This window comes from Streptomyces sp. NPDC101194, assembly GCF_044767885.1.
Taxonomy (GTDB): Bacteria; Actinomycetota; Actinomycetes; order Streptomycetales; family Streptomycetaceae; genus Streptomyces.
Genome location: NZ_JBIWOS010000003.1, coordinates 54,960 through 80,407, shown reverse-complemented (window position 1 = coordinate 80,407; position 25,448 = coordinate 54,960). Strand labels below are relative to the sequence as shown.

The 25,448-nt window shown below is 69.9% G+C and carries 28 protein-coding genes; 19 read left to right on the top strand and 9 right to left on the bottom strand.

The window, feature by feature from the left end; genetic code table 11:
- Positions 1-270 precede the first annotated feature (270 nt).
- The 5 genes from ACIRP2_RS13490 to ACIRP2_RS13470 all read left to right on the top strand — a co-directional run bounded on the left by ACIRP2_RS13490 (position 271) and on the right by ACIRP2_RS13470 (position 5,072).
- Positions 271-1,254 (top strand): sugar ABC transporter substrate-binding protein, encoded by a 984-nt coding sequence (locus ACIRP2_RS13490; RefSeq protein WP_404249652.1) that lies wholly within the window; start codon positions 271-273, stop codon positions 1,252-1,254.
- Positions 1,251-2,303, top strand: coding sequence for an ABC transporter permease (locus ACIRP2_RS13485; protein ID WP_404249650.1), 1,053 nt, complete (start codon positions 1,251-1,253; stop codon positions 2,301-2,303). The genes ACIRP2_RS13490 and ACIRP2_RS13485 overlap by 4 nt, the downstream gene beginning before the upstream one ends.
- Positions 2,300-3,172, top strand: coding sequence for an ATP-binding cassette domain-containing protein (locus ACIRP2_RS13480; RefSeq protein WP_404249647.1), 873 nt, complete (start codon positions 2,300-2,302; stop codon positions 3,170-3,172). Before ACIRP2_RS13485 ends, ACIRP2_RS13480 begins: the two co-directional genes overlap by 4 nt.
- 131 nt (positions 3,173-3,303) lie before the next feature.
- Positions 3,304-4,467: an ROK family glucokinase gene (locus ACIRP2_RS13475; protein ID WP_376216758.1), complete on the top strand. Its 1,164-nt coding sequence runs from the start codon at positions 3,304-3,306 to the stop codon at positions 4,465-4,467.
- A gap of 14 nt (positions 4,468-4,481) precedes the next feature.
- Positions 4,482-5,072 carry a hypothetical protein gene (locus ACIRP2_RS13470; protein ID WP_404249645.1) on the top strand — a complete coding sequence of 197 codons (591 nt, stop codon included), beginning with the start codon at positions 4,482-4,484 and terminating at the stop codon, positions 5,070-5,072.
- Between the two features lie 88 nt (positions 5,073-5,160).
- On the opposite strand, the gene ACIRP2_RS13465 is transcribed toward ACIRP2_RS13470, so the two are convergent.
- Both ACIRP2_RS13465 and ACIRP2_RS13460 read right to left on the bottom strand, forming a co-directional pair.
- Positions 5,161-5,559 carry a hypothetical protein gene (locus ACIRP2_RS13465; protein WP_404249643.1) on the bottom strand — a complete coding sequence of 133 codons (399 nt, stop codon included), beginning with the start codon at positions 5,557-5,559 and terminating at the stop codon, positions 5,161-5,163.
- A gap of 191 nt (positions 5,560-5,750) precedes the next feature.
- Complete coding sequence (locus ACIRP2_RS13460; protein ID WP_404249641.1) at positions 5,751-5,948, bottom strand: hypothetical protein; 198 nt, start codon at positions 5,946-5,948, stop codon at positions 5,751-5,753.
- A gap of 144 nt (positions 5,949-6,092) precedes the next feature.
- On the opposite strand from ACIRP2_RS13460, the gene pcaC reads away from it, so the two are divergent.
- From pcaC to ACIRP2_RS13445, 3 genes are read left to right on the top strand one after another with little or no spacing between them, the layout of a single operon-like run.
- Entirely contained in the window at positions 6,093-7,370 is a 1,278-nt protein-coding gene (gene pcaC / locus ACIRP2_RS13455) for a 4-carboxymuconolactone decarboxylase (RefSeq protein WP_404249638.1), read from the top strand.
- Positions 7,371-7,382: 12 nt separating this feature from the next.
- Entirely contained in the window at positions 7,383-8,030 is a 648-nt protein-coding gene (locus tag ACIRP2_RS13450; RefSeq protein WP_404249636.1) for an MBL fold metallo-hydrolase, read from the top strand.
- 48 nt (positions 8,031-8,078) lie between these two features.
- Positions 8,079-8,858: an exodeoxyribonuclease III gene (locus ACIRP2_RS13445; protein ID WP_404249634.1), complete on the top strand. Its 780-nt coding sequence runs from the start codon at positions 8,079-8,081 to the stop codon at positions 8,856-8,858.
- Between the two features lie 19 nt (positions 8,859-8,877).
- On the opposite strand, the gene ACIRP2_RS13440 is transcribed toward ACIRP2_RS13445, so the two are convergent.
- Positions 8,878-9,141, bottom strand: a complete 264-nt coding sequence (locus tag ACIRP2_RS13440) for a mycoredoxin (RefSeq protein ID WP_404249632.1) — start codon at positions 9,139-9,141, stop codon at positions 8,878-8,880.
- A 273-nt stretch (positions 9,142-9,414) separates the two neighbouring features.
- Positions 9,415-10,593, bottom strand: coding sequence for a Cmx/CmrA family chloramphenicol efflux MFS transporter (locus ACIRP2_RS13435; protein ID WP_404249630.1), 1,179 nt, complete (start codon positions 10,591-10,593; stop codon positions 9,415-9,417).
- Positions 10,594-11,556: 963 nt separating this feature from the next.
- Here ACIRP2_RS13435 and ACIRP2_RS13430 point away from each other — a divergent pair.
- Entirely contained in the window at positions 11,557-12,207 is a 651-nt protein-coding gene (locus ACIRP2_RS13430) for a hypothetical protein (protein WP_404249628.1), read from the top strand.
- Between the two features lie 290 nt (positions 12,208-12,497).
- Here the strand turns inward: ACIRP2_RS13430 and ACIRP2_RS13425 are convergent, their stop codons facing one another.
- The 3 genes from ACIRP2_RS13425 to ACIRP2_RS13415 form a co-directional block, all read right to left on the bottom strand.
- Entirely contained in the window at positions 12,498-12,707 is a 210-nt protein-coding gene (locus ACIRP2_RS13425) for a hypothetical protein (protein ID WP_404249626.1), read from the bottom strand.
- A 309-nt stretch (positions 12,708-13,016) separates the two neighbouring features.
- Positions 13,017-13,262, bottom strand: a complete 246-nt coding sequence (locus ACIRP2_RS13420) for a hypothetical protein (RefSeq protein ID WP_404249624.1) — start codon at positions 13,260-13,262, stop codon at positions 13,017-13,019.
- A 49-nt stretch (positions 13,263-13,311) separates the two neighbouring features.
- Positions 13,312-13,485 carry a hypothetical protein gene (locus ACIRP2_RS13415; protein WP_404249622.1) on the bottom strand — a complete coding sequence of 58 codons (174 nt, stop codon included), beginning with the start codon at positions 13,483-13,485 and terminating at the stop codon, positions 13,312-13,314.
- A 652-nt stretch (positions 13,486-14,137) separates the two neighbouring features.
- On the opposite strand from ACIRP2_RS13415, the gene ACIRP2_RS13410 reads away from it, so the two are divergent.
- The 5 genes from ACIRP2_RS13410 (at position 14,138) to ACIRP2_RS13390 (ending at position 17,900) form a co-directional block, all read left to right on the top strand.
- Positions 14,138-14,578: a DUF6278 family protein gene (locus ACIRP2_RS13410; protein ID WP_404249620.1), complete on the top strand. Its 441-nt coding sequence runs from the start codon at positions 14,138-14,140 to the stop codon at positions 14,576-14,578.
- A gap of 123 nt (positions 14,579-14,701) precedes the next feature.
- Positions 14,702-15,445: an amino acid ABC transporter ATP-binding protein gene (locus ACIRP2_RS13405; RefSeq protein WP_404250815.1), complete on the top strand. Its 744-nt coding sequence runs from the start codon at positions 14,702-14,704 to the stop codon at positions 15,443-15,445.
- Between the two features lie 13 nt (positions 15,446-15,458).
- A complete protein-coding gene (locus ACIRP2_RS13400) occupies positions 15,459-16,370 on the top strand; it encodes a glutamate ABC transporter substrate-binding protein (protein ID WP_404250813.1) in 912 nt (303 codons plus the stop codon).
- Between the two features lie 16 nt (positions 16,371-16,386).
- Positions 16,387-17,031: an amino acid ABC transporter permease gene (locus ACIRP2_RS13395; RefSeq protein ID WP_404249618.1), complete on the top strand. Its 645-nt coding sequence runs from the start codon at positions 16,387-16,389 to the stop codon at positions 17,029-17,031.
- On the top strand, positions 17,028-17,900 hold the full coding sequence (locus tag ACIRP2_RS13390; RefSeq protein ID WP_404249615.1) for an amino acid ABC transporter permease: 873 nt from the start codon (positions 17,028-17,030) through the stop codon (positions 17,898-17,900). Before ACIRP2_RS13395 ends, ACIRP2_RS13390 begins: the two co-directional genes overlap by 4 nt.
- Before the next feature lie 117 nt (positions 17,901-18,017).
- Here the strand turns inward: ACIRP2_RS13390 and ACIRP2_RS13385 are convergent, their stop codons facing one another.
- Both ACIRP2_RS13385 and ACIRP2_RS13380 read right to left on the bottom strand, forming a co-directional pair.
- Positions 18,018-18,338 carry a hypothetical protein gene (locus ACIRP2_RS13385; protein ID WP_404249613.1) on the bottom strand — a complete coding sequence of 107 codons (321 nt, stop codon included), beginning with the start codon at positions 18,336-18,338 and terminating at the stop codon, positions 18,018-18,020.
- Positions 18,339-18,471: 133 nt separating this feature from the next.
- The gene (locus ACIRP2_RS13380; protein ID WP_404249611.1) at positions 18,472-19,686 is read right to left on the bottom strand and encodes an Ig-like domain-containing protein; all 1,215 of its coding nucleotides are present in this window, start codon (positions 19,684-19,686) and stop codon (positions 18,472-18,474) included.
- A gap of 224 nt (positions 19,687-19,910) precedes the next feature.
- Between ACIRP2_RS13380 and ACIRP2_RS13375 the strand changes: the two genes are divergently transcribed.
- From ACIRP2_RS13375 to ACIRP2_RS13355, 5 genes are all read left to right on the top strand, one after another.
- Entirely contained in the window at positions 19,911-21,077 is a 1,167-nt protein-coding gene (locus tag ACIRP2_RS13375; protein ID WP_404249609.1) for a lipid II:glycine glycyltransferase FemX, read from the top strand.
- Positions 21,074-22,735, top strand: a complete 1,662-nt coding sequence (gene murJ, locus ACIRP2_RS13370) for a murein biosynthesis integral membrane protein MurJ (protein WP_404249607.1) — start codon at positions 21,074-21,076, stop codon at positions 22,733-22,735. The genes ACIRP2_RS13375 and murJ overlap by 4 nt, the downstream gene beginning before the upstream one ends.
- Before the next feature lie 66 nt (positions 22,736-22,801).
- Entirely contained in the window at positions 22,802-23,485 is a 684-nt protein-coding gene (locus ACIRP2_RS13365; RefSeq protein ID WP_404249605.1) for a response regulator, read from the top strand.
- Positions 23,482-24,915 carry an ATP-binding protein gene (locus ACIRP2_RS13360; RefSeq protein ID WP_404249603.1) on the top strand — a complete coding sequence of 478 codons (1,434 nt, stop codon included), beginning with the start codon at positions 23,482-23,484 and terminating at the stop codon, positions 24,913-24,915. The genes ACIRP2_RS13365 and ACIRP2_RS13360 overlap by 4 nt, the downstream gene beginning before the upstream one ends.
- Positions 24,912-25,442, top strand: a complete 531-nt coding sequence (locus tag ACIRP2_RS13355; protein ID WP_404249601.1) for a hypothetical protein — start codon at positions 24,912-24,914, stop codon at positions 25,440-25,442. Before ACIRP2_RS13360 ends, ACIRP2_RS13355 begins: the two co-directional genes overlap by 4 nt.
- Positions 25,443-25,448: the final 6 nt, after the last annotated feature.

The following is a 25,448-nucleotide window of genomic DNA, read 5'->3' as shown; positions in this document are numbered from 1 at the left end:
GTGTGCGGCGGCGTGAAGGATGCGGCGGCCGGGGGCGGCGTCGAGTTCTCCCACGCGCGGGACAGGGCGGGCGAGGAGCGGGCCCGGCCCGCCCGGACCGTCATCAACCGGAACGTTGACCTCCGCCCTGCCGGGCGGCGCCGTCGGCGGCTCGGGGATACTTGGCCGGCAGAGCAGGGTGTGAACCGTCCCCGGTCCCACCAGGCAGCACAGCGAGCAGCACAAGAAGGGCATGGCGTCGTGGCAAGGGTTCGGACAGGGGTACGTGCGATGGGCGCCGTGCTTGCGGCGGTGCTCGGGGTTTCCCTCGTGGGATGCAGCAGCACCGGTGGCAAGCGTGCGGAGGAGCGCGCGGCGCGGGCTGCCGCCGAGGGCCGGTCCGCGGTGAACACGCCCCGCTGGACCTTCGCCATGGTCACCCACTCGGGAGACGGCGACACGTTCTGGGACATCGTCCAGCGGGGCGCCGAGCAGGCGGCCGTCAAGGACAACATCAAGTTCCTGTACTCGCACAACGACGAGGCGCAGCAGCAGGCCCAGCTCGTCCAGGCGGCCATCGACCAGAAGGTCGACGGGCTGATCGTCACGCTCGCCAAGCCCGACGCCATGAAGGACGTCGTCGCCAAGGCCACCAAGGCCGGTATCCCCGTGATCACGGTGAACTCGGGCTCCGCGGAGTCCAAGCGGTTCGGGGCGCTCACGCATATCGGCCAGGACGAGTCCATCGCGGGTGAGGCGGTCGGCGACGAGCTCAACGCACGGGGCCGCAAGAAGGCCCTGTGCATCCTGCACGAGCAGGGCAACGTCGGCCACGAGCAGCGCTGTGCCGGGGCGAAGAAGACCTTCGACGGGCAGATGCAGAACCTGTACGTCGAAGGCACCAACATGCCCGACGTCCAGGCGTCCATCGAGGCCAAGCTCCAGGCCGACAAGGACATCGACGCGGTCGTCACACTCGGAGCGCCGTTCGCGGACGCCGCCGTCAAGGCGAAGAAGACCGCCGGCAGCAAGGCCGAGATCGACACCTTCGACCTGAACGCCAAGGTCGCCACGGCCCTCCAGGACAAGACCCTCGGCTTCGCGGTCGACCAGCAGCCCTACCTCCAGGGGTACGAGGCCGTGGACCTGCTCTGGCTCCAGCGCTACAACGGCAACGTGCTCGGCGGCGGCCGTCCGGTTCTCACCGGCCCGCAGATCATCACCTCCAAGGACGCCGCCGAGCTCGCCGCGTACACGAAGCGGGGCACCCGATGAGCACGGTGACCGGTCCACCTGCCCCGGCCGTGGCCGACGAGCGGCTGCTGCGCACCTCACCGCTGCGCAGGCTGCTCGGCCGTCCCGAGCTCGGCTCGGTGGTCGGCGCCGCGGCCGTCTTCATCTTCTTCTCGATCGTCGCCGACAGTTTCCTGCGCGCCTCCAGCCTCGGCACGGTGCTCTACGCGGCCTCCACCATCGGGATCATGGCCGCGCCGGTGGCGCTGCTGATGATCGGCGGCGAGTTCGACCTCTCCGCCGGTGTGCTGGTCACCAGCTCCGCGCTGATCTCGTCGATGTTCAGCTACCAGATGACAGCCAACGTCTGGGTCGGCGTCTTCGTGTCGCTGCTGGTCACGCTGGCCATCGGGGCCTTCAACGGTTTCATGCTGACCCGTACCGGGCTGCCGAGCTTCATCATCACGCTCGGAACGTTCCTGATGCTGACCGGCCTCAATCTGGGCTTCACCAAGCTGATCAGCGGGACCGTGTCGACCAAGACCATCGGTGACATGGAGGGCTTCGACTCGGCCCGTCAGGTCTTCGCCTCGCAGTGGACCATCGGCGGCGTCGAGTTCAAGGTCACCATCCTGTGGTGGGCCGTGCTCGTCGCGATCGCCACCTGGATCCTGCTCCGCACCCGCTTCGGCAACTGGATCTTCGCGGTCGGCGGCGAGGCCGACGCGGCCCGCGCGGTCGGTGTCCCGGTGATCCGTACCAAGATCGGGCTGTACCTCGGGGTCGCCTTCGCCGCCTGGGTCTCGGGGCAGCATCTGCTGTTCTCGTACGACGTGGTGCAGTCCGGCGAGGGTGTCGGCAACGAACTGATCTACATCATCGCGGCCGTCATCGGCGGCTGTCTGATCACCGGAGGCTACGGCTCCGCGATCGGCTCCGCGGTCGGTGCCTTCATCTTCGGCATGACCAGCAAGGGCATCGTGTACGCGGAGTGGAACCCGGACTGGTTCAAGTTCTTCCTCGGAGCCATGCTGCTCCTGGCCACCCTGCTCAACGCATGGGTACGCAAGCGCGCGGAGGCGACGAAATGACGGCCCCCCAGGCATCGGCCGGCCGGCCGGCCGACCAGGAGACGTCCCACCGGGCGCTCGTCGAGCTGGACCGCGTCAGCAAGTTCTACGGCAACATCAAGGCACTCCAGGACGTCTCGTTGGAGGTCCACGCGGGGGAGATCTCCTGCGTCCTCGGCGACAACGGAGCCGGCAAGTCCACGCTGATCAAGATCATCGCAGGGCTGCACCGGCACGATGCCGGCAGCTTTCTCATCGACGGCGAGGAGACCACCCTCGCCAACCCGCGCGACGCCCTCGACCGCGGTATCGCCACGGTCTACCAGGACCTGGCCGTCGTCCCCCTGATGCCGGTCTGGCGCAATTTCTTCCTCGGCTCCGAGCCGACCACCGGCGCGGGCCCGTTCAAACGGCTCGACGTACGGCTGATGCGCGAGACGACCCGCTCCGAGCTGCTGCGCATGGGCATCGATCTGCGCGACGTCGACCAGCCGATCGGCACGCTCTCCGGCGGCGAGCGCCAGTGCGTCGCCATCGCGCGGGCCGTCTACTTCGGGGCCAAGGTCCTCGTGCTGGACGAGCCCACCGCCGCGCTCGGCGTCAAGCAGTCCGGTGTCGTCCTCAAGTACGTCGCGGCCGCCCGCGACGCGGGTCTCGGCGTGGTCCTCATCACGCACAACCCGCACCACGCGTTTCTCGTCGGCGACCGTTTCGTCCTCCTCAAGCGGGGCGCCATGTCCGGCAGCCACACCAGGGCGAACATCACCCTGGACGAGCTGACCCGCCAAATGGCGGGCGGCAGTGAGCTGGAGGAGCTCAGCCACGAACTGGAACGGGCCCCGGCGCCGACCCGTCTCGGCGGCCACCCCGGCACCGGCGGCCCGCGGTAGCCCGGACCGATACCCACGCTCCCCCCACAGGTCCGCCCGCCGCGGCGCCCCAGCAGTGGCAGAATCGAGCCCGACGGGCGCCGTCCGCCGCCGGGAGCACCGCCTCCGGCCCCCCAGACCCCGCAGGGACGATGAGCACGTACCGCGACTTCACACACCGCGGCTCCGCCCGCGCCACCGTCCTGCGGACCGTGGGCACCCGGGAGCGACGCTCGCACCTCACGGCGCCACGGGTACCCACCGTCGGCATCGACATCGGGGGCACGAAGGTGATGGCCGGCGTCGTCGACGCCGACGGCAACATCCTGGAGCAGTTGCGCACCGAGACGCCGGACAAGTCCAAGAGCCCCAAGGTCGTCGAGGACACCATCGTCGAACTGGTCCTGGACCTCTCCGACCGGCACGATGTGCACGCCGTCGGCATCGGGGCGGCGGGCTGGGTCGACGCGGACCGCTCCAAGGTGCTGTTCGCCCCGCACCTCGCCTGGCGCGACGAACCGCTGCGCGACGCCCTCGCCTCCCGCCTCGTCGTCCCCGTCATGGTCGACAACGACGCCAACACCGCCGCCTGGGCGGAGTGGCGCTTCGGAGCGGGCCGCGGCGAGGACCACCTCGTCATGATCACGCTCGGTACCGGCATCGGCGGCGCGATCCTGGAGGACGGTCAGGTCAAGCGCGGCAAGTACGGCGTCGCCGGTGAGTTCGGCCACATGCAGGTGGTTCCCGGAGGGCATCGCTGCCCGTGCGGGAACCGCGGCTGCTGGGAGCAGTACAGCTCCGGCAACGCGCTCGTCCGCGAGGCCAGGGAACTGGCCGCGGCCGACTCCCCGGTGGCCCACGGCATCATCGAGCGGGTGAAGGGGAACATTCCCGACATCACCGGGCCGCTCATCACCGAACTGGCCCGCGAGGGCGACGCGATGTGCGTCGAGCTCCTGCAGGACATCGGTCAGTGGCTCGGCGTCGGCATCGCCAACCTCGCCGCCGCCCTCGACCCCTCCTGCTTCGTCATCGGCGGCGGCGTCAGCGCCGCCGACGACCTGCTGATCGGCCCCGCCAGGGACGCCTTCAAACGCCACCTCACCGGCCGCGGCTACCGACCCGAGGCCCGGATCGCGAAGGCGCAGCTGGGCCCGGAGGCGGGTATGGTCGGCGCCGCCGACCTGGCCCGGCTGGTGGCCCGCAGATTCCGCCGTGCCAACCGTCGCCGCGTCGAGCGGTACGAGCGGTACGCCCAGATCTACGACCAGGCCGCCAGCACCATCCGGAACACGCGCAACACTCGCACCTCCTAGGGATCCCCAGAGACATGACCGCAGCCGAGCACCCCGTCCTGCCGCGCCCGTCCTCGCCGCCCGACGACGACAAGCGGCCGCAGGACCGGCGCCGGATGATCCGCCGCCGTCTGATCACGGCGACCATCATCGTGCTGCTCATCGGCATCCCGGCCGGCTATCTGCTGATCTCCGCGGGACAGAGCCGCCGCTCCGGCCAGAACAAGGAGGCAGAGGCCTCCGCACAGGGACTGCGCGAGGGCTGGCCGTCCCGGTTGCAGCGCCGGATCTTCGAGCTGCCGATGCCCGGCAACTCCCTGGACGTGCAGTACTACGAGACCAACAACTGGAAGGCCAGTCGGCTGTACGTGGAGTTCCGCACCACGTCCGCCGGGCTCGACCGGTTCCTGAGCCGAATGGGCAGCGGCCGCGCCGCCCTGGAGACCGGCAAGGTCAGCATCGGTGCCCGCGATCAGAAGATCTCGGGCTGGAGCTTCGGGCCCGGCGTCGAGTGGGCGGGCACCACGCACACCAACGAGCGCCCGCGCCCCACCCAGAACATCACCGTGAACATGACCGATCCGATGAACCCTGTCGTCTATGTCGTGTCCGCGGCGACCCCCTGAGCGACCCGGGAACTCCGGCGGTGGGAGGCGGCGCGCGTCCGACGAGCGGGCACACCGCAGGCACCACGGCCGGGGTCCTGCGTCCGGATCAAGTCCGGCGTGATCCGGACGAGAGGCCCTGAACGCCGCCGGGTCCTCCGAAGACACGAGCCACCCACTGATCCAGCCTCACGCCGAAGTCCGTGGCAGAGGCGATGGCCGAGGCAGGGAGACAACCGGCGTCATCGGGATCGGCAACGAAATCCACGTCGGCCCAACCACCCCGGAACAGGACGACCGACAGCTCGGCCTCTGCCGGTCCCGAGACGAGGACACCCAGCGAGTCGGGGTCACGTACCAGGCCCCTGTCGCTCTCCAGTGGCTGCGGCCATGACGCCTCCGCGTCCCGCCAGGTCGTCCGGCCCACTTCGAGGCCGGCCGACCGCCAGGCCACCGCACGTTCGGCGAGAACGGCAGCCGCTTCGTCGAGATCGACAACTCTGTCCATCGGGGGATCATCCCGCACGGACGAAATCCTGCGTCCGGTGGTCCGGAGCCCGGACCACCGGACGTGCCCGATGCGTGCCCCCGTTCTCGCGCACGTGCCCTTCGGCGCGACGAGCGTGAACGCGGCCGTGACGGCGCGTGTGCGGCAGATGCCACGGGGCCGCCACGGACGGCGAGGAGCCCGGCCCCGTGCTACTCGCTCAGTCCCACGACGCCCCAGCCCCGCCGGGTGGCCCCGGTCAGAACGCGCCCCCAGTCCTCCAGCAGGTCGGTGAACCCGTCGAAGTGCCCGACCCACCCACCGGCTACGGCTGCGTGCTCGGCGAAGCCCCCGCGCAGCTCGCCGAGCCGGGGTCGTACCCGCTCCCAGGTCGTGGCCGGCTCCCGCACGCTGTCGGGCGACCGTGCGAGCAGTACGCCGGTAGGTGAAGCCGGATGTGGAGGATCTTCGTCCGGCGGCAGACACATGGGGAGGTCCGGCGAGTGTTCCGACCCCCTCCCGTGAGGAATTGTGAGATATGGGAGCGTGGGCGGGTGAGTGAGACGACGACTGAAACCCTGCAATACCGCTTTGACGGGCCGAAGGACGCACCGGTGCTGGTCCTGGGCCCCTATCTCGGCACCACATGGCACATGTGGGATCGGCAGATACCTGAGCTCACCCAGCACTGGAGAGTGCTCCGCTTCGACCTCCCCGGCCACGGCGGTGCCCCCGCCCGTCCGGCCTCCGCCATCACCGAGCTCGCCGACCGACTGCTGGCCACCCTCGACGGACTCGGCGTCCAGCGCTTCGGGTACGCGGGCTGCTCCATCGGCGGCGCGGTCGGCGCGGACCTCGCACTGCGTCACCCGCACCGGGTCGCCTCGCTCGCCCTGGTCGCAGCCTCGCCCCGGTTCGGCAGCGCCGACGAGTTCCGCCAGCGCGGGGTCGTCGTCCGCACCAACGGTCTGGAGCCGATGGCCCGGACCGCACCGGAGCGCTGGTTCACCCCCGGTTTCGCCGCCGCCCAGCCGGCCATCGTCGAGTGGGCCGTCCAGATGGTCCGCACCACCGACCCCGGCTGCTACATCGCCGCCTGCGAAGCCCTCGCGGCCTTCGACATCCGCGGTGAACTCGGCCGCATCACCGTCCCGACCCTCGTCCTGGTCGGTGCCGAGGACCAGGTGACCGGGCCGGGCGACGCCCGCACCCTGGTCGCGGGCATACCGGACGCCCGGCTCGCCCTCGTCCCCGGCGCCTCGCACCTCGCCCCGGTCGAACAGCCCGCAGCCGTCACCGATCTCCTCCTGACCCATTTCTCCACGGCCTGGCAGGACACCCTCGCCGCCATCCCCGTACCGCCGTTCACCCCGCAGCTCTCCGCCCCCGTGCTGCCCGTCGCGGAGATCACCGCCGCCACCGAACGGCCCGGGACCGGGGCCCCCGGCCGCGCCGACCCGTACGAGCCCGGCATGAAGGTGCGCCGCGAGGTGCTGGGCGACGCCCATGTGGACCGGGCCATGGCCGGCGCCGACGACTTCACCGGTGACTTCCAGGAGCTGGTCACGCGCTACGCCTGGGGCGAGGTGTGGAGCCGGGAGGGCCTGGACCGTCGCACCCGCAGCTGTGTCACGCTCACCGCTCTGGTCGCCTCCGGCCGTCTGGAGAGCCTGGCCGCGCACGTCAGGGCGGCGCTGCGCAACGGCCTCACCCCGGTCGAGATCAAGGAGGTGCTGATGCAGACCGCCGTCTACTGCGGCGTACCGGCCGCGAGCGCCGCCTTCTCGATCGCCCAGACCGTGATTCAGGAAGAAACGACGCCCCGGCCGTAGCAGGATGGGGCCATGAACCCCGTGCACCTGAAACTCACCAAGAAGACGCACTCCTGCATCCGCCTGGAGAAGGACGGGCAGACACTCGTCATCGACCCGGGCGGCTTCTCGGAGCAGGACGCCGCCGTCGGCGCCGACGCGCTGCTGGTGACGCACGAGCACGCCGACCACTTCGACGAGGAGCGGTTGCGCGCCGGCATGGAGGCCAACCCCGCCGCCGAGATCTGGACCCTGCGCAGTGTCGCCGACCGGCTCGCCGCGGCCTTCCCGGGCCGTGTCCACACCGTCGGTCACGGCGACACCTTCTCCGCCGCGGGTTTCGAGGTACAGGTGCACGGCGAACTGCATGCGGTGATCCATCCGGACATCCCGCGGATCACCAACATCGGCTTCCTGGTGGACGGTTCCGTCTTCCACCCGGGCGACGCCCTCACCGTCCCCGACCGGCCGGTCGACACACTGATGCTTCCGGTGATGGCGCCCTGGAACAAGATCTCGGAGGTCATCGACTACGTGCGCGAGGTCGGGCCGCGCCGCGCCATCGACATCCACGACGCGTTGCTCACGGATCTGGCCCGCCCGATCTACGACACCCAGATCGGCAGCCTCGGCCGCACCGACCACGGCCGGCTGGCCCCGGGGGACTCGACCGGCCTGTGACCGGCACCGGTCCGGCGACTGTCAGTGGGAGCGGCTAGGTTTACGTACATGCGCATCGCCACCTGGAACGTCAATTCGATCACCGCCCGGCTCCCGAGGCTGCTGGCCTGGCTGGAGCGCACCGGCACGGATGTGCTGTGCATCCAGGAGACCAAGTGCGCCGCCGAGCAGTTCCCGGCGGACGCGCTCCGTGAGCTCGGCTACGAATCCGCGGTCAATGCCACAGGCCGGTGGAACGGAGTCGCGCTGGTCTCCCGGGCCGGTCTGGCCGATGTCGTCAAGGGGCTGCCCGGTGGCCCCGGGTACGAAGGAGTGGAGGAGCCCCGGGCGATCTCCGCTACCTGCGGCCCGGTCCGTGTCTGGTCGGTGTACGTGCCCAACGGCCGTGAGATCGAGCACCCGCACTACGCGTACAAGCTGCGCTGGTTCGAGGCCCTGCAGAAATCCGTCGCGGCGGACGCCGCCGGTTCGCAGCCCTTCGCGGTCCTGGGCGACTTCAACGTGGCCCCGACCGACGAGGACGTATGGGATCCGGCGCTGTTCGAGGGCGCGACCCATGTCACGCCCGCCGAGCGGGCCGCGCTCGCCGCGCTGCGCCAGGAGGGGCTGTCCGACGTCATGCCCCGCCCGCTCAAGTACGACCGGCCCTACACCTTCTGGGACTACCGGGAGCTGCGATTCCCGAAGAACAAGGGCATGCGTATCGACCTCGTCTACGGCAACGCGTCCTTCGTCGAGGCGGTCGAGGACAGCTATGTGGACCGCGAGGAGCGCAAGGGCAAGGGCGCGTCCGACCACGCCCCGGTGGTCGTGGACCTGGAGCTCTGACGGCTCGCCCCGCCGGGGCTCACTCCTGCCGAGCTCCGGCGTGGACGGCTTCCAGCACCTGGCGCCTGGACGGATTCACCATGGGCCTGCCCGCCACGGTGACCGTGGGCACGGTCTCGTTCCCGTTCGCCACGGACCGGACGAAAGCCGCCGCCTCGGGGTCGCGCCAGATGTTCACCTCGGTGTACGTCAGCTTCGAGAGCCGCAGTTGCAGGCGCAGCTTCATGCAGTACGGGCAGCCGGGCCGCCAGTAGACGACGATGCCATCGCGGTCCTCGGTCACTGGATCCCCCTGTTCGCGTGTGTGCGCCAGATCCTAGTCCGTGTCATCGAACTGCCGCCTTCATCTTCGAACTGCCGCCTTCCGCGCGACGCCGGTTCGAAGGCGCGTCCGCGTGCGCCGTCGGCGTTGAAGGATGGCGGACCCCGGCACACGGCGCCGTTGTCAGTGGTCGCCGATACCGTGGTCCATGTCCTTGTCCCGCTCGCTGGCTGCTTGCTGTGATCAGGACGGCCCCGCCCGTTCAGCGCCGGGCGGGGCCTCATCCAGCGGCGGTCACACCGCGGGAACGCCGTCCCGACCGCGGTCGACGGCCCGGCGTGTCCCCAGTGACGCCCAGGCGGTTCCCAGCGCCAGGACCATCAGCAGCGCGCTCACCCACAGCGGCGACCGGAAGCCGAGCCCCGCATCGATCGCGAGCCCTCCGAACCAGGGGCCGAGCGCTCCGCCCACGTTGAACGCGGCCGTGGCGAACGAACCGGACAGAGTCGGCGCGTCGGCTGCCAGCCGGAACACCCACGAGATCAGCGCCGTCCCGGTGCCGAACGCGAGCATCCCCTGGACGAAGACGAGCGAGATCGTCGCGAACGCGCTCCCCGCACTCAGCGCGAACCCGGCCCAGCCGACGGCGAGCGAGACGAGACCGGCCGTGGTGAGAGCGAGAGGCCGTGCGTCGACGAGCCGGCCCGCGGCGGTCACCCCGACGAACGAGCCCAGGCCGAACAGCGCGAGGAGGGCGGGCACCCAGGCGTCACCGAGCCCGGTGACATGGGTGGCGAGCGGTTCGAAGTAGGAGAACGCGCAGAACGTCGCCCCCTGGACGAGTGCGCTGGTCAGGAGGGTGAGCAGCAGTCGTGGCCGGGCCAGGGCCCGCAGTTCGACGCCCGCGCGCGCGGGGGCGGCCTTCGGCCGTGCCCCCGGGATCGTCCTCGCGATCACGACGACGGCCGGTACGGAGACGAGGGCCACGGCCCAGAACGCCGACCGCCACCCCCACTGCCCGCCCAGCGCCGCACCGGCGGGCACCCCGGCCACACACGCGATGGTGACGCCCCCGACCACCACGGACGTGGCGCGCGCCCGGGCCTCCGGTCCGACCATGGACACCGCGGTCACCAGCGCCACGGCCCAGAATCCGGCGTTCGCCAGCGCCCCGACTACCCGGGTCGCGAGGAGCACCCCGTAGCCGGGGGTGAGCGCGCCGACGACATGGACGGCGCTGAAGACACAGAGGAAGAACAGCAGCGCGCGGCGGCGCGGCCAGTTGCGGCTGAAGAGCGCCATCACCGGCGCCCCGACGATCATCCCGACCGCGAAGGCAGAGGTCAGCAGCCCTGCTGCCGGAATGGACACGTGGAGGTCGGCGGCGATGTCCGAGACGAGACCGGACAACATGAACTCGGATGTGCCCTGGGCGAAGACGGCGAGCCCGAGCGCGTACACAGCGAATGGCATGAGGAACCCCATGGACGGCTGATGGATGGACCGGACAGGGGGTGTGGGCCGCGCCCGAACGTGATGACGAGCGGCAACGCGGAAGAACGTCCATGGTGGTCATGGACGGAACCCGGCACCGCGGAAGGCGCCGGGGGGCGGGGAATCCGCGCACGGATGTGTCACGTGCGCGTACGGGAAGACGCAGCCCACACCGCGGTGGTCCGGCGGCGGCAGCCGGGCCGGAACGACCTCGCGACCGGTACTCGACCGTGCGGGATCGGTTCGCCGACGATCTCGGCCACCGGCGGACCGGTGGCTAGTGTCTGTCGGACTCGGGGCTGGACATGATCGCGAAACTACCAGCTCGGATCCTCCGGCTCCACCTGTTTTCCGTCATGGAGCCTGCGGTGACGGCGGCTCCGTGCCGGCCCCGGACCCGTCGCGTGGGCGGGTGCGAGGGGCGCGCGACCGGGTGCCTCCCCGAGCGGTCACGGACGGCGCGCACTTCGGCGCGCGGCGCCACACGCTCTCCTGGCGACGCAGTGGTGATCAGAAGGCGAAGGGGGCGGCGGGGTGCCGGGCATCCTTCGGGAGCTTGTGTGAGCGCTGCCCCCATAACCCGCACCTGCTGGGGGTGTTCATCACCGATGACTTCTTGAAGATCTGCTGGAGGCTAACCTTCCGGACATGGCTCAACCCACGCGCCCCCTTCAGGTCGTCACGCGGCTCGTCGACAAAAGCATCTGCGCCTATGATCCGGCCGCCGATGCAGGGGGTGTGCTGTCGCCCGCCATGATCTGTCGGCCGTCTGCCGAGGATGATGTCGTCAACCACGTTGTTCCCGCGGATCTCCAGCGCGCCTACTACACGACCCTGAACGCAGTTGTCTGCGTGAGCGCAGACGGGACCGAAGTCTGGCGATCGGAGTTCGAGCCGGCTGCAGACCAGCAATTCGGGCACCGACCCGGCTGCGTGCTGTCCTTGGACGGACTTGTGGTCTGGATCTACCGGCCCGATGTCATGGCCGGTCGTGACCGCCCCGACCAGTGGGTTGCCCTGGACGCCGGGACCGGAGCGGCCATCGCGCAGGCGGATCTGGACACCGTCGGCCATGGTGGTCAGCAACTGGTGCACCAGGCGGGCGATCAGGTGCTCCTCGATGTGGGAGAAGGGCAGGACGGCTCGGTCATCTACCGCGCGTCGGTGGCCGAGGGGCGGTTGGATCTCATCCGCTATCCCTGGAACGACCGGTGCCTCATCGACCTGGCGCCCGACGGACGCCAGTTCATGACCGTCGACCACGAGCAGGCCGACGTCGCCATTCACACCTACCCGGACGGCGAGGTGACGTTCACCCTCTCCGTCGACGCCTTCGGACACGACCCGGACGAGACCTACGTGGAATGGAGCGGCGGCTACCTGGACCAGGACACCGTCATCGTCACCCTCGCCGGCGAAACCGAGGACGAGCAGGAGTGGTTCCGCCACTACCGCGTCGATGTGAACTCCGGCCGGGTCCGGGCCGAGTTCGACTCCCACGCGGAGGACGCCTACGACATCCAGCCCCTCGGAGACGGGTCCTGGCTCACCACCGATCAATCCGGTCACCCGATCCGCTGGACCGACGCATAGAAGACCCTGCGCCGGACCTGCATCGACCTTCTGTGCGCCTACCTCCCGCTCCCCTTCGCTCCCGACCCCGGCGACGACCCGGTCCACCGGGAGGAACGCCACCGCTGCCTGGCCTTTCGCACGGTCCGGCACACGCTCGTGCGTGTCATCGGCGATCGCTGCCGACGCCCCCGGTGAATCCACCGCTCCTGGGAAAGGGGCCGGAGCTCGAGGCCAAAGCGCGGCCCACCCCCGGGGCTCGGCCCGCGCCCGCAGAGCTGAGCCGACGTTCTTCGGGTGCCGCGCGCTCGTCACGCCGGTTCGTACCGGTGGGCCCGGCCGCCGCGCCATTCGATCCAGTTCGGGTTGTCGAGGAGATACTCGGCGTCGTAGAACCCGGCGCCCCGGAGGATTTCGACGAGGTCGCCGTCGTCGAGGGCGAGGCCGGCGATCTGCCCATCGATGGTCACCGCCCGGCCGCCCATCGAGGAAGGGTGGTGTACGACTACCGGGGCGCTCATACCTTCAGGGTGCGCCGGGCTGCCGCTTGCAGCACCCCCGGCTCGGTGTCCGGCCGACAGTGCCCGCATGCCCGGACCCCGTCGCGCGAGTGCGCGCGGAGTGCCGTCGTGGCTGATCCCCCGATGCCGCCTGCCGATCGCGCAGCGGCCGACGTGTACCTCGACCGGCCGGGCGGCTGCGCCGACGCCGAGTTCGGCGACCCGGTCCGGGGCGGGCGGGCGCCGCTCCTCGCCCTGCTGCTGTTCCGCCTCCCGCTGCTCGACGGCGAGCCTGCCACCCACGATCCCTTGTGGCTGGTGGCTCCCTTCCTACCTGCGCCTCTCGTCGGCCGGGGGATCCGGGCGCAGGACCGCCTTCTTCACGGCCATCTCCAACTCGAACCGGCTCACCCCGGCCGCCTCGGCGTGCTCGGTCACCGCGGCCTGAAACCGTGCCGCCGCCTCACGCCAGACCGCCCACCCCTCCTCCGTGTAGGGCTCGGCGAGGGCCTTGCGCTGCTCTTCAGCGGCGGAACGTTGCAGCCTGATCAGTTCTTCGGGAATGTCGATTGCCACGAGCCGGATCGTAAAATGCGGGTTCGGCAATCAGCCGGAGCCGCGCAGGTCAGGCCGCCTCGACGACATCCGCCCGGACCGCAGCTTCCCACTCCACCAGCAGTCGCTGATACTCCGCCTCACCCTCCGGCGACAACGCGCCGCGCGCCCAGAGCGCGCGGATGTCCGCGTTCACCGCGGCGGGCGAGCGCACAGGGACGACAGGCGAAGGTGTGATCGACATGGGAACAGGCTACGAGGCAGGACTGACAATCGCCCCGACCGCGTCCGGGGCCGGATGCCACGGGAAGCCCTCCGGGCGTCGCTCACCAGGTCGATTCGGCTCGAACCCGTCGGTCCGTACAGCACCGTCGCGCCGACAGTCCGCAGCGCCTCCACGGACCGGTCGAACCGCGGATGCCGCACACAGGACGCGTTCACGCACGGCATCGCCACGGTTGGAATTCGTTTCCCGATCCCCTCGGCACGACGTCGGCGGGCGAGCCGCTTCACGCGATGGCGGGTGTCGGAGCAGCGCTGCGGCTTCATGGCATGTGCCGAGGGCCGGCTGTAGCCGCCTCTATTCGAACCTGTGTTCACTCGGGCGGGTGATCAATGAAGAGTGCTCTCCGTCGTCGGTCGCATCGGATGTCTCGGGTCGCGGTCCACACCCCCGAGGTACGGCGACCCGGAGCCGGTTTTGTGTCATGGTGGGCTGATGTTCGCACTTCGCAGGATTGACGGGATGGGGGTCCGGTGGGAGTCGAGTGGGAGATGGTCGTGGTGAACGTGAGCGAACCGACGCTGACCGGAGCTGACTACTCGATGTCGTCCGAGCGTGGTGTCGGACAGGTGGCGGCTTTGTTCGGCAGCGATGTGCCGCAGGGGGTCCGATCGTGAACATTCCTTTCCTGGACAACTGGCGCAAGCGTCACGACGGTGCGCGAGGGGCAGGGCTCGCCGCCGCCGTCGCGATCGATCCGGAGGGTGTGGCCGAGCTTCTCGCCGAGTGTGAGCTGCTGCGTGTCCGGGCGGGGCAGCGGGGGCTCGAACTCGACGACAGTCCCGCCTCGTTGGCGGCGCTCGACCAGTTGCCGCCGCGCTGGCGCGACGATCCCGAGGAGTTGCCCTGGCTGGGCAACGACGCGGGGCTCTACCTCGGCACCGTCCTGGTGCGCACCGTTCCCGGTGCGGCCTGGAGCATCTGGCCGAGCGGGCAGCCCGTCGTGCGGCTCGCCTCGGGTCGGGAGATCGACGTGGTCGAGGCCGGGCTGGACTGGGCGATGGCAGGCAGTCCCGAGCTCTCTCAGGTCTATTCGGAGTCGGCCGAGGGGTAGAGCTTTGAGTAAAACCGAATAAGACGCCTTATGCCCCATTTTTGCGTGTCGGAAGTGAAGTCCCTTTTCGCGCTGGATAGTTTGCGCTGACCTCGACATAGCGACAAGTGGGTGGGGCAGCGTATGGCCGTCGATCCGTTGATCGAGCTGCGGGACGTCAACAAGTTCTACGGACAGTTGCACGTACTGCGCGACATCAATCTCACCGTCGGCCGCGGGGAGGTGGTGGTGGTCATCGGCCCCTCCGGTTCCGGCAAATCGACCCTCTGCCGGACCATCAACCGGCTGGAGTCCATCGAGTCGGGCCGGATCGCGATCGACGGCAGACCGCTTCCCGAGGAAGGGAAGGGACTGGCCCGGCTCCGTGCCGAAGTGGGCATGGTCTTCCAGTCGTTCAACCTCTTCGCGCACAAGACCGTGCTGGCCAATGTCTCGCTCGCCCAGCTCAAGGTCCGCAAGCGGAAGAAGGACGAGGCCGACCGGCGTTCCCGGGAACTGTTGGAACGGGTCGGACTCGCCGCGCACGCCGACAAGTTCCCCGCCCAGCTCTCCGGCGGCCAGCAGCAGCGTGTGGCCATCGCCCGCGCCCTCGCCATGGACCCCAAGGCGCTGCTCTTCGACGAGCCCACCTCGGCGCTCGACCCGGAGATGATCAACGAGGTGCTGGAGGTCATGCAACAGCTCGCCCGGGACGGCATGACCATGGTCGTCGTCACCCACGAGATGGGCTTCGCCCGCTCCGCCGCCAATCGCGTGGTCTTCATGGCCGACGGCCGGATCGTCGAGGACCGCACTCCCGAGGCGTTCTTCACCGCTCCGGAGAGCGACCGCGCCAAGGACTTCCTGTCCAAGATCCTCAAGCACTGACGGGGGCTCCGTGTTGCGTACGAGAAAGGTCCTGGCCGTCTGCGCCGGTCTGCTGCTGGCCGTGCTCGCCGCCGCCTGCGGCAAGGAGGGCAGCCCGCCGGTGAAGGGCCCGAAAGCCGATCAGCTGCCGGTGTACCGGGTCGACACGAGCTTCCGGCTGCCCGCATCACCGACCTGGACGAAGGCGAAGGAGCGGGGATACCTCCGGGTCGGGGCCAAGGAGGACCAGCCCTACCTCGGCGAGAAGGACCCGGCCACCGGCGTCTACTCGGGCTTCGACATCGAGATCGCCAAGATGATGGCGGCCTCGCTCGGTTTCGAACCGAAGACGATCCGTTTCCGGACCATCGCCTCCGCCAACCGCGAGACGGCGCTCCAGAACGGTCAGATCGACTACTACGTCGGCACCTACACCATCAACGACCTGCGCAAGAAACTCGTCGGCTTCGCGGGCCCCTACTTCATGGCCGGACAGTCGCTGCTCGTGCGCACCGACGAGCACGACATCCACGGCCCGCAGGACCTGGCCGGCAGGACCGTCTGCTCGGCGGCCGGATCGACCCCGTACCAGCGCATCGCCGCCGACTACCCGAAGGCGATCCTGGTCGCCTACGACACGTACTCGATCTGCGTCGACAACCTGCTGACCTACCAGGTCGACGCCGTCACCACTGATGACGCCATCCTGCTGGGCTTCGCCGCCAAGGCGCCCAAGGAACTGAAGGTGGTGGGCAAGCCCTTCTCCCGGGAGCCGTACGGCATCGGAGTCCCGCGCAGCGACAACGCGTTGCGGTTCGCCCTGGACGACGCCCTGGAGGCGAACCAGAAGAACGGAAACTGGAAGAAGGCGTTCGAGGCCACACTCGGTCTGTCCGGAGTGCCCGCGCCGACCCCGCCGCCCATCGACCGCTACCCGGCGACCTGAGAGGGCGGGGACCGACATGGACGTACTCACGCAGAATTTCTCGCTCTACGGCAAGGGCTTCCTCGGCACGGTCGAGCTGACCGTCTACTCCTCGATCCTGGCCCTGCTCCTCGGCTTCCTGATGGCCTCCTGCCGGGTGGCTCCCGTGGGCTCGCTCCGGGTGCTCGGCACGGTCTGGGTGACGGTGCTGCGCAACACCCCGCTGACGCTGCTCTTCTTCGCCGTCCTGCTCGGACTGCCACGCTTCGGGCTGGTGCTTCCCTTCAAGGTCTTCGCCGTCCTGGCCCTCGGCTGCTACACCTCCGCGTTCATCTGCGAGGTGCTGCGCTCCGGTATCAACACCGTCCCGACGGGGCAGGGCGAGGCGGCCCGCAGCCTCGGCATGACGTTCGGCCAGACGCTGAACCACATCGTGCTTCCGCAGGCGTTCCGTTCGGTCATCCCACCGATCGGCTCGACGCTGATCGCCCTCGCCAAGAACTCGGCGATCGCCGGGGCGTTCAGCGTCACCGAGCTGCTCGGCACCTACAAGACCCTCAACGAGCTGGGCTACAGCATCGTCTGGACCTTCGTCTGGATCGCCGTCGGCTACCTGATCATCACCCTGTCCATCAGTGCGCTCTTCCACATGATGGAGAAGCGCTGGGGAGTCGCCCGATGACCACCCGCACCCCGCCGTCCGCAACCGCGCTCTACGACATCCCGGGACCGGTCACCCGCAAACGCCACCGTGTGTACGGGATCGTCTCGACGGCACTGATCCTGGCCCTGGTGGGCTGGATCGTGTATCTGCTCTTCGACACCGAGCAGTTCACCGCGGCCAAGTGGACCCCCTTCGAGTACAAGGGCATTCAGGAGCTGTTGCTGCGCGGACTGGGCAACACCCTCAAGGCGTTCGCGTACGCCGCGGTGCTCTCCCTCGTGCTCGGGGCGGTGCTCGCCGTCGGACGCCTCTCCGACCACCGGGCCGTGCGCTGGGTCTCGACGCTCCTGGTCGAGTTCTTCCGGGCGATGCCCGTACTGGTGATGATCTTCTTCATCTTCGTGGCGCTGAAGGTGCAGCCGCTGCCCGCGCTGGTCACCGGTCTGACCCTGTACAACGGCTCGGTGCTGGCCGAGGTGTTCCGTACCGGAATCAACTCGGTGGAGCGGGGCCAGCGCGAGGCCGCGTACGCGCTGGGGCTGCGCAAGACGCAGGTCACCACCTACGTACTGGCCCCGCAGGCGGTGCGCGCCATGCTGCCCACGATCATCAGCCAGCTGGTGGTCGCGCTCAAGGACACCTCGCTCGGCTTTCTGATCACCTACGAGGAATTCCTCCACGCGGGCAAGCTCATCGCGTCCAATCTCGACTACGATCTCCCCTTCATCCCCGTGGTGATGGTGATCTCGCCGATCTACATCGGGATGTGCATGCTGCTCTCCTGGTTCGCGACGTGGGTGGCGAAGCAGGAGCGGCGCAATCCGAAGACGAAGGCCGTGGAGGTCGCACCGGCCGAACCAGGAACGCTGCTGCCGGGAGTGCAGTAGCCGGGATCCGCCGCGAAGCGGTCCCGAGGAGCGGTGCCCGTCCGGCAGCAGCCGGTGATCACTTCTCGCACGAGGGAACGGACAGGTACGACGGGTCCGCCGAGCGCGAGGAGAAGGTCAGCTGCGAGCCGGTCGGGTGTGCTCGACGTACAGCGGGTCGACCGTGCCGATCACAGGGAGAGCCGACGACCGGCCGGGGCGTCGTGGGCGGTGGAGAACGGCTCCAGGTCCACGGGGTACCGCCGGCTCGCGTCTGTCCGCGGAGGTGTCCAGGGGGCGTTGCGACCCGCCTGCCGAGGTGGCGGCACCTTCGTCGTGGAGATACGCGACGAAGGTGCCGTTCTCCTCGTCGCCGGTCAATCCGGTGTGAGGCCCGGCCGCGCCCGCGATGCGGTCCAGGAGGTCGCGCGGACAGGAGCGGGCGCTGGTGTCGGTCACGCACGACAACGGCACATCATCGGTACGGGCCGCCCGCCCACCCACCTGCTGCCCGCGCCCGTGATCACCGGTGCGGGCAGCAGGTGCGGATCGCCGTCCACCTGGCATGCCGACAGCTTGCCGGCGCTGCGGCTCACTTCAGCGCGCTCTTGGCCTGCCAGTCGGTCCAGCTCACATTCCACGCCCCGTATCCGTTGCCCTCCGCGACCGTGCCCTTGGCGTCGGCGCCGGTGATCTCGAACGGGTCGCCGACCCGCACCTGCTGGTACAGCGAAGCGGCGTTGGCGTCACTCATGCCGACACAGCCCGAACTGTGGTTGGCCACACCGAAGTAGGCGGCGTTCCACGGTGCCGCGTGGGCGTACATCCCCGACCAGGTCAGCCGCATCGACGAGTCGACCATCTTGTCGTAGGCATCGCCCAGGCCGACCGTCTCGGAGCGCATGTTGATCGTGCCCTCCTTGGCCATCAGCACGGCCGTGCCGCGCCAGGACGCCTTCTCGCCGCCCGGCGTGCCGGCCGACATGGGCACGTCCATGACGGTCCTTCCGTCCCGCTTCAGCGCCAGCCGGTGACGGTCGAGGTCGACCTTGACCACCTGGTCGGCGCCGATCGCGAAGGTGGTCCGGTAGTCGCGCACGAACCAGCCGCCGGAGGGGCCCGAGTCGATGCCGTTGAGGTCGGCGTCGAGCGTCACCTTCGTACCGGGCTTCCAGTACTCCTTGGGCCGCCAGTCGATGCGGTCCTTGCCGGAGTAGTCCTGCAGCCAGCCCCAGGAGCCCTCGGTGTTGTTCGAGGTGGAGACCTTCAGGGCCTTCTCCACCGCGGCCCTGTCCTTCACCGGGTTGTCGAAGACGATCGACAGCGGCTGGGCGATGCCGACCGTGGTGTTCTTGCCGGGGGCCAGCGTCAGCTTGTTGACCTTCTCGGCCGCCGAGGTGGTGAAGCCGGCCTTGTCGCTGCCGCCCTCGGTGTCCTTCGCCTCGACGCGGTACGTGGTGCCGGGCGCGGCCGGCCGGTCCGATGTCCAGGTCCTGCCGTCGGCGGATATCCGGCCGGTGAGCGCGGCGCCCCCGGTCGCCTCCACCGTGACCGTCTTCAGCTTTCCGGCGCCGAGGGTCACCTTCACCGGCTCGCCCGGGGCTGCCTCGGCGCCCTTCAGGTTCACCGAGATCCTGGTGTCGTGCGCCGGTGCGACCCCGGTCGCCCCCTTGCCCGAGTCCGACGCGGAGGCGCCGGAACAGGCGGTGAGCGTGGCGCCGAGCACCGTGGTGCCGGCGATCAGGGTGAGCCGGACCGGGCGGACGAGCGGGGCGGTACGGCGGATGCGCCGACGTGCGGAGAACAACGGAAACCTCCAAGGCATTGCTTCTCATCGGTGATGAGGCGTTATGACCGACGATAGGTTCCACAAATCGACCGAAAACCAGGAAATCCTCTGTGTGACATGGACCGCAGCGGAACGGTCATCGTCCGGTCACATACGCCGCGCGGCTCCGTCACGGACCGCTGTGAGCATCCTGTGCAGCCCCGCGGAGCCGACAGCGGGGCGGACCAGGGAGGGCCACGAACATGTCAGCACTGCTCGCGACCGGGGACCGCAGCCGCGACCAGGAGCTACGGATACGCGGCCTGACCGCCGCCGAGCACCGGGCATTCGTCGCCACCCGCACGGAGGCGAGCTTCCTGCAGTATCCGTCCTGGGCCGGGGTGAAGGAACAGTGGACCTCGGAAACGGTCGGCTGGCACAGCGATGCGGGCGAACCGGCCGGGGCCGCTCTGGTCCTCTACCGGCAGTTCCCCGGAACCCGAAAGTACTTCGCCTATCTGCCCGAGGGCCCGGTGGCCGACTGGGCCGATCCCGACATGGACCGTTGGCTGCGACCGCTCGTGGCCCATCTGCGGAAGGCGGGTGCCTTCGCCGTTCGGATCGGCCCCTCACCCACGTACCGCCGTTGGGACACCGCCCGCCTCAAGGCGGCCACCGGCCCCGGCCGGAGGATCGGCGACGTGCTCGCCACCGAGGTGGACCCGCTCGGCACGGCCGTCGCCGAACGGCTCCGGGCCCGCGGCTGGCGCCGCTGCGGCGGTGACGGGGGAGAGGACGCCGACGCGCAGCCGCGCTACGTCTTCCGGGTCCCGCTCGCCGGGCGGACCCCCGGCGAACTGTGGTCGGGACTCAACCAGGAATGGCGTCGCAACGTCCGCAAGGCCCAGAAGGCCGGGGTGCGGATCGTCATCGGCAGCGAGGCCGAACTCCCTCAATTCCACCGACTGCTGCGGATCACCGAGGAGCGCGACGGCTTCCGGCTCGGTCGCTCCCTCGCGTACTACCAACGGCAGTACGCCGTACTCAACGCCGAGCGGCCCGGCCGGATGAGGCTCTACCTCGCCGTCCACCAGGGCGAGATCCTGGCCGCTCACACCATGATCAGCACCGGCCGACGGGTCTGGTACCAGACCGGCGCCTCCGCCGACCACCGCCGCGAGGTCCGTCCCAGCAACGCGCTGCAGTGGAAGATGATGCTCGACGCCCATGAGCTCGGTGCCGATGTGCATGACATGCGCGGGGTACCCTCCACCCTTGACCCCGACGACCGCCCCTTCGGGCTGCTCCGTTGGAAACTCGGCACCGGAGGTCAGGTCGTCGAGACCCTCGGAGAGTGGGAGACATCGGTGGGCGGAGCCGCCAACAACACCTTGTACCGTGCGTTCCAGGCGTACCTGGCCCGCCGATGACGGCCACCGAAGCGGCCTCGAAGGCCGCGGAACGCACGTCCGGTTCGGTGCTGCGCAGCGGCGCCGTCATGGCGTCCGGCTCCGTCGTCTCGCGGGTGACCGGCTTCGTACGCTCGGCGGTCGTCGTCGCCGCGCTCGGCACCGGACTCCAGGCCGACGGGTACACCGTCGCCAACACCGTGCCCAACATCCTCTACACGCTGCTCATCGGCGGCGCGCTCAACGCCGTCTTCGTCCCGGAGCTGGTCCGGGCCGCCAGGAACCATGCCGACGGCGGAGCCGCGTACACCGACCGGCTGCTCACCCTCTGCACGATCGGGCTCCTCGCCCTCACCGCGCTGACGGTCGTGGCCGCACCGTGGATCGTCTCGGTCTACGCCCCCGACTACCACGGCGGACAGGCCGATCTCACCATTGCCCTGGCCCGCTACTGCCTGCCGCAGATCCTCTTCTACGGACTGTTCACGCTGCTCGGCCAAGTGCTCAACGCCCGCGACCGGTTCGGGGCGATGATGTGGACCCCGGTCCTCAACAACGTCGTGATCATCGCCGTGTTCGGGATCTATCTCGGTGTGGCGACCGGCTCCGACGGCACGTTGACCTCGGCGCAGGCCCAATGGCTCGGCTGGGGGACCACCGCCGGGATCGCGGTGCAGACGCTCGCCCTGGTGCCCGCGCTGCGGGCCGCGAAGTTCCGCTGGCGACCGCGGTTCGACTGGCGCGGCAGCGGTCTCACCCGACCGCTGCGCGCGGCCGGCTGGCTCGTCATGCTCGTGCTGACCAACCAGATCGCCTACTGGGTGGTCACCCGGCTCTCCACCGCCACCGGCCAGCATGCCGTCGAGCAGCACGTGTCGGGCGGTGTGGGCTACACCGCGTACAGCTACGCCTATCAGCTGTGGGTGGTGCCGCACGGCATCGTGACCGTCTCCCTCGTCACGGCGCTGATGCCCCGGATGAGCCGCTCGGCGGCGGACGACGACCTGACGGGTGTGCGGCGCGACGTCTCGTACGCGTTGCGAACCTCGGCCGCGGTCGTGGTGCCCGCCGTGGCCGCGCTGTTCGCGCTGGCGCCGTGGGTGATGGGGGCCGTGTACGGATACGGGCGCACCGGCGCCGCGGACATCGCGGCCATGGCGGGGATGATGATGGCGTTCGCGCCGGGGCTGATCGCCTACTCCGGGCAGTACGTGCTGTCCCGCGCGTTCTACGCGATGAGCGACACCCGCACGCCGTTCCTCCTCAATCTGGTCATCGCCGCGCTCAACGCCGGACTCTGTGTCGTCGCGTACCTGCTGCTGCCGGTCCGCTGGGCCGTGACCGGCATGGCCGGGGCCTATTCGGTGGCACTGTTCGCCGGCTTCGGTGTCACCGCGTACGTGCTGCACCGCAGGGTCTGCGGCAGCGCCGCCGTCCGGCCCTCGCTGCTGCGCTCGGCCGGGCTGTGGGCGCAGCTGCGGCTGGTGGTGGCGAGTGTGCCCGCCGGGCTGCTGGGACACCTGGCCGCCCGCGCCTGCGAGGGATTCGGCGACTTCGCCGCGGTGGGGGCGGGGACCGCCGTGCTCCTGCTCACGGTCGCGCTGCTGGCCCGGCCCCTCCGACTGCGGGAGATCAGTGCCCTGATCTCCGCGGGCCGCGGGCGGCTGCGGCGGGCCTGAACCCGCCGGGCGCGCGGTCCGTTCACCGGTTCGAATCCACTCCTTGATCGCTGGGATACTCCTGCCATGCCTCGCGTGTTGCTGATCGAAGACGACCCCTCCGTACGGGAAGGGGTCGAGCTGGGGCTGCGTCGACGCGGTCATGAACTGCGGGCCGTCGAGACCGGTGAGGCGGGGCTGGCCGCGCTGGGGGAGTTCCGGCCCGATCTGGTGCTCCTCGACCTGATGCTCCCCGGAATGAACGGGGTCCAGGTCTGCCGACGGGTCCGGGAGACCAGCCAGCTCCCGATCATCATGCTCACGGCGCGCGGCGACGACTTCGACGTGGTCGTCGGTCTGGAGGCCGGGGCCGACGACTACATCGTCAAGCCCGCCCGCACCGAGGTGATCGAGGCCAGGATCCGTGCCGTACTGCGCAGGCTCGCCGAGCCCGCGGGACGCAGCGGCCTCGAGCACCACGGCGAACTCGTCGTCGACCGCACCGGACTCTCGGTCGCCAAGGCGGGGGAACGGATCCTCCTGGCGCCCTCCGAACTGAAGCTGCTGCTCCACCTCTCGGCCTCGCCCGAGCAGGTGTTCAGCAGGCAGCAGCTCCTCGAATGCGTCTGGGAGCACAGCTACCACGGAGACGCCCGGCTGGTCGACGCCTGCGTGCGGCGGCTGAGGCAGAAGATCGAGGATGTGGCGGGCAGCCCGCGCTACATCCAGACCGTCCGCGGTTTCGGCTACCGCTTCGGGCCGCTCGCATGAAGCTCTTCGCCGCCCGGTTCGGGCTGCGGACCCGCCTCATAGCCGCCTTCCTCCTGGTCGCGGCGATCAGCGCCGTCACCACCGCGACCCTGACCTACCGCGAGGCCCGCTCCGCCATCCTCCAACAGGCCCAGGACACGGCCGTCGACCAGTTCCGCGACCGGATCGGTGCGCTGGCCGTGACCCTGCCCGTGGACGAGGAGCAACTGCGGCGCAACTGTCAGCACCTCGCCAGGGAGGGCAGGCCGCAGACCCGCGTCTTCGCCGAGTACGGGAAGATCCGGGTCTCCTCGTCGGACCGGCCCACCTCCAACGTGATCACCCCCGCGCTGCGCGACGCCGTCCGGCGCAACGCGAGCGGTTCCTTCCAACGGGTCGTCAAGGACGGCAGGCCCTGGCTGACCGTCGGGATGCCCGCTCTGTTCGACCGGGGCGACGGACGCCAGCCCACCGGGCTGTTCCTCTACGCCGTGATACCGCTGTCCACCGAGGAGGCCAATGTCAAGGCCATGGTCACCGCGGCCCGCGACGGCGCCCTGCCCGCACTTGTGATCGCGCTGGTGCCCGCCCTGCTCGCCGCCCGCAGCGTGCTGCGTCCGGTACGCGACCTGCGGCGGGCGGCGGCGGGCATCGGGCGGGGCGAGCTCGACACCCGTATCGAGGTCCGGGGCTCCGACGAACTCGCCGAACTCGCCTGGACGTTCAACGAGTCCTCGACAAAGCTCCAGGAGTCGGTGGAGGAGCTCCGGCGGGCGGAGGCGCGGGCCAGACGCTTCGCCTCGGACGTCTCGCACGAACTGCGCACCCCGCTCGCCGGTATGCTCGCCGTCACCGAGGTGCTCGACGAGGACGCCGCCCAGCTGAACGCCGACACCGCGGCGGCCGTCCGGCTGATCAGTGCCGAGACGGGGAAGCTCGCCACCCTCGTCGAGGACCTGATGGAGATCTCCCGCTTCGACGCGAAGGCGGCGGATCTCCATCTCGACGAGGTCGATGTCGCCGAGACGATCCGCAAGACCCTGCAGAGCAGGCACTGGGAGGACAGGGTGGACACCGAACTCCCCGACGGAGTGCGGGCGCTGCTCGATCCGCGTCGATTCGACGTCGTCGTCGCCAACCTCGTGGGCAACGCCCTGCGGCACGGTGCGCGGCCCGTCACCGTACGGCTGCGGACCGGATCGTGGGGCGGGGCCTCCTGGCTGGTGACCGAAGTCGCGGACAGCGGACCGGGTATCGACCCGGCGGTGCTTCCGCACATCTTCGACCGGTTCTACAAGGCCGACGCGGCCCGCACCCGTTCGGCGGGCAGTGGGCTCGGTCTGGCGATCACCCAGGAGAACGTACGGCTGCACGGCGGCACCGTGCACGCGGCCAACGGGCCCGGGGGCGGCGCGGTCCTCACCGTGGAACTCCCCCTGGAGGGACGGTGAGAGGCGTACGGGCCCTCGGCCTCCTGCTGCCCCTCGTGCTGCCGGTGGCCGGATGCGGGATACAGGCGACGGACGTCGTCGAGGTCGGCGACCCGGCGACGGTGGACGTGGCGCCGGGCGGCCCGGAGGGCACGCTGCTCTACTTCGTGTCCTCGTCCTCCGCGAGCCGGCTGATGCCGGTCGTGCGGCAGGTCGACCTGACGACGGACAGCGGTGCCGGCGCCGGGGGCGCGGTGCGCGCGTGGCGCGGATCCGACAAGGCCCTGGCCATGCTCTTCGACGGACCCACGAAGGCCGAGGCCGCGGCGGGTCTCCGTTCCGAACTGCCGTACATCCGGACACTGGGCCTGACTCTGGGGCCGGACGGGGTGACGGTCCGGGTGAACGCAGCCGTCACGGAATTCTCCGAGGTCGCCCGGCAGCAGCTGATCTGCACGGCCGCCCAGGCCCGTACCGCGGACCGGGGTGCGGCGGTGAAGGTGATCGGCGCCGACGGTGTCATCGGACCGGCCCACTGCTCCGTCTGACATCCG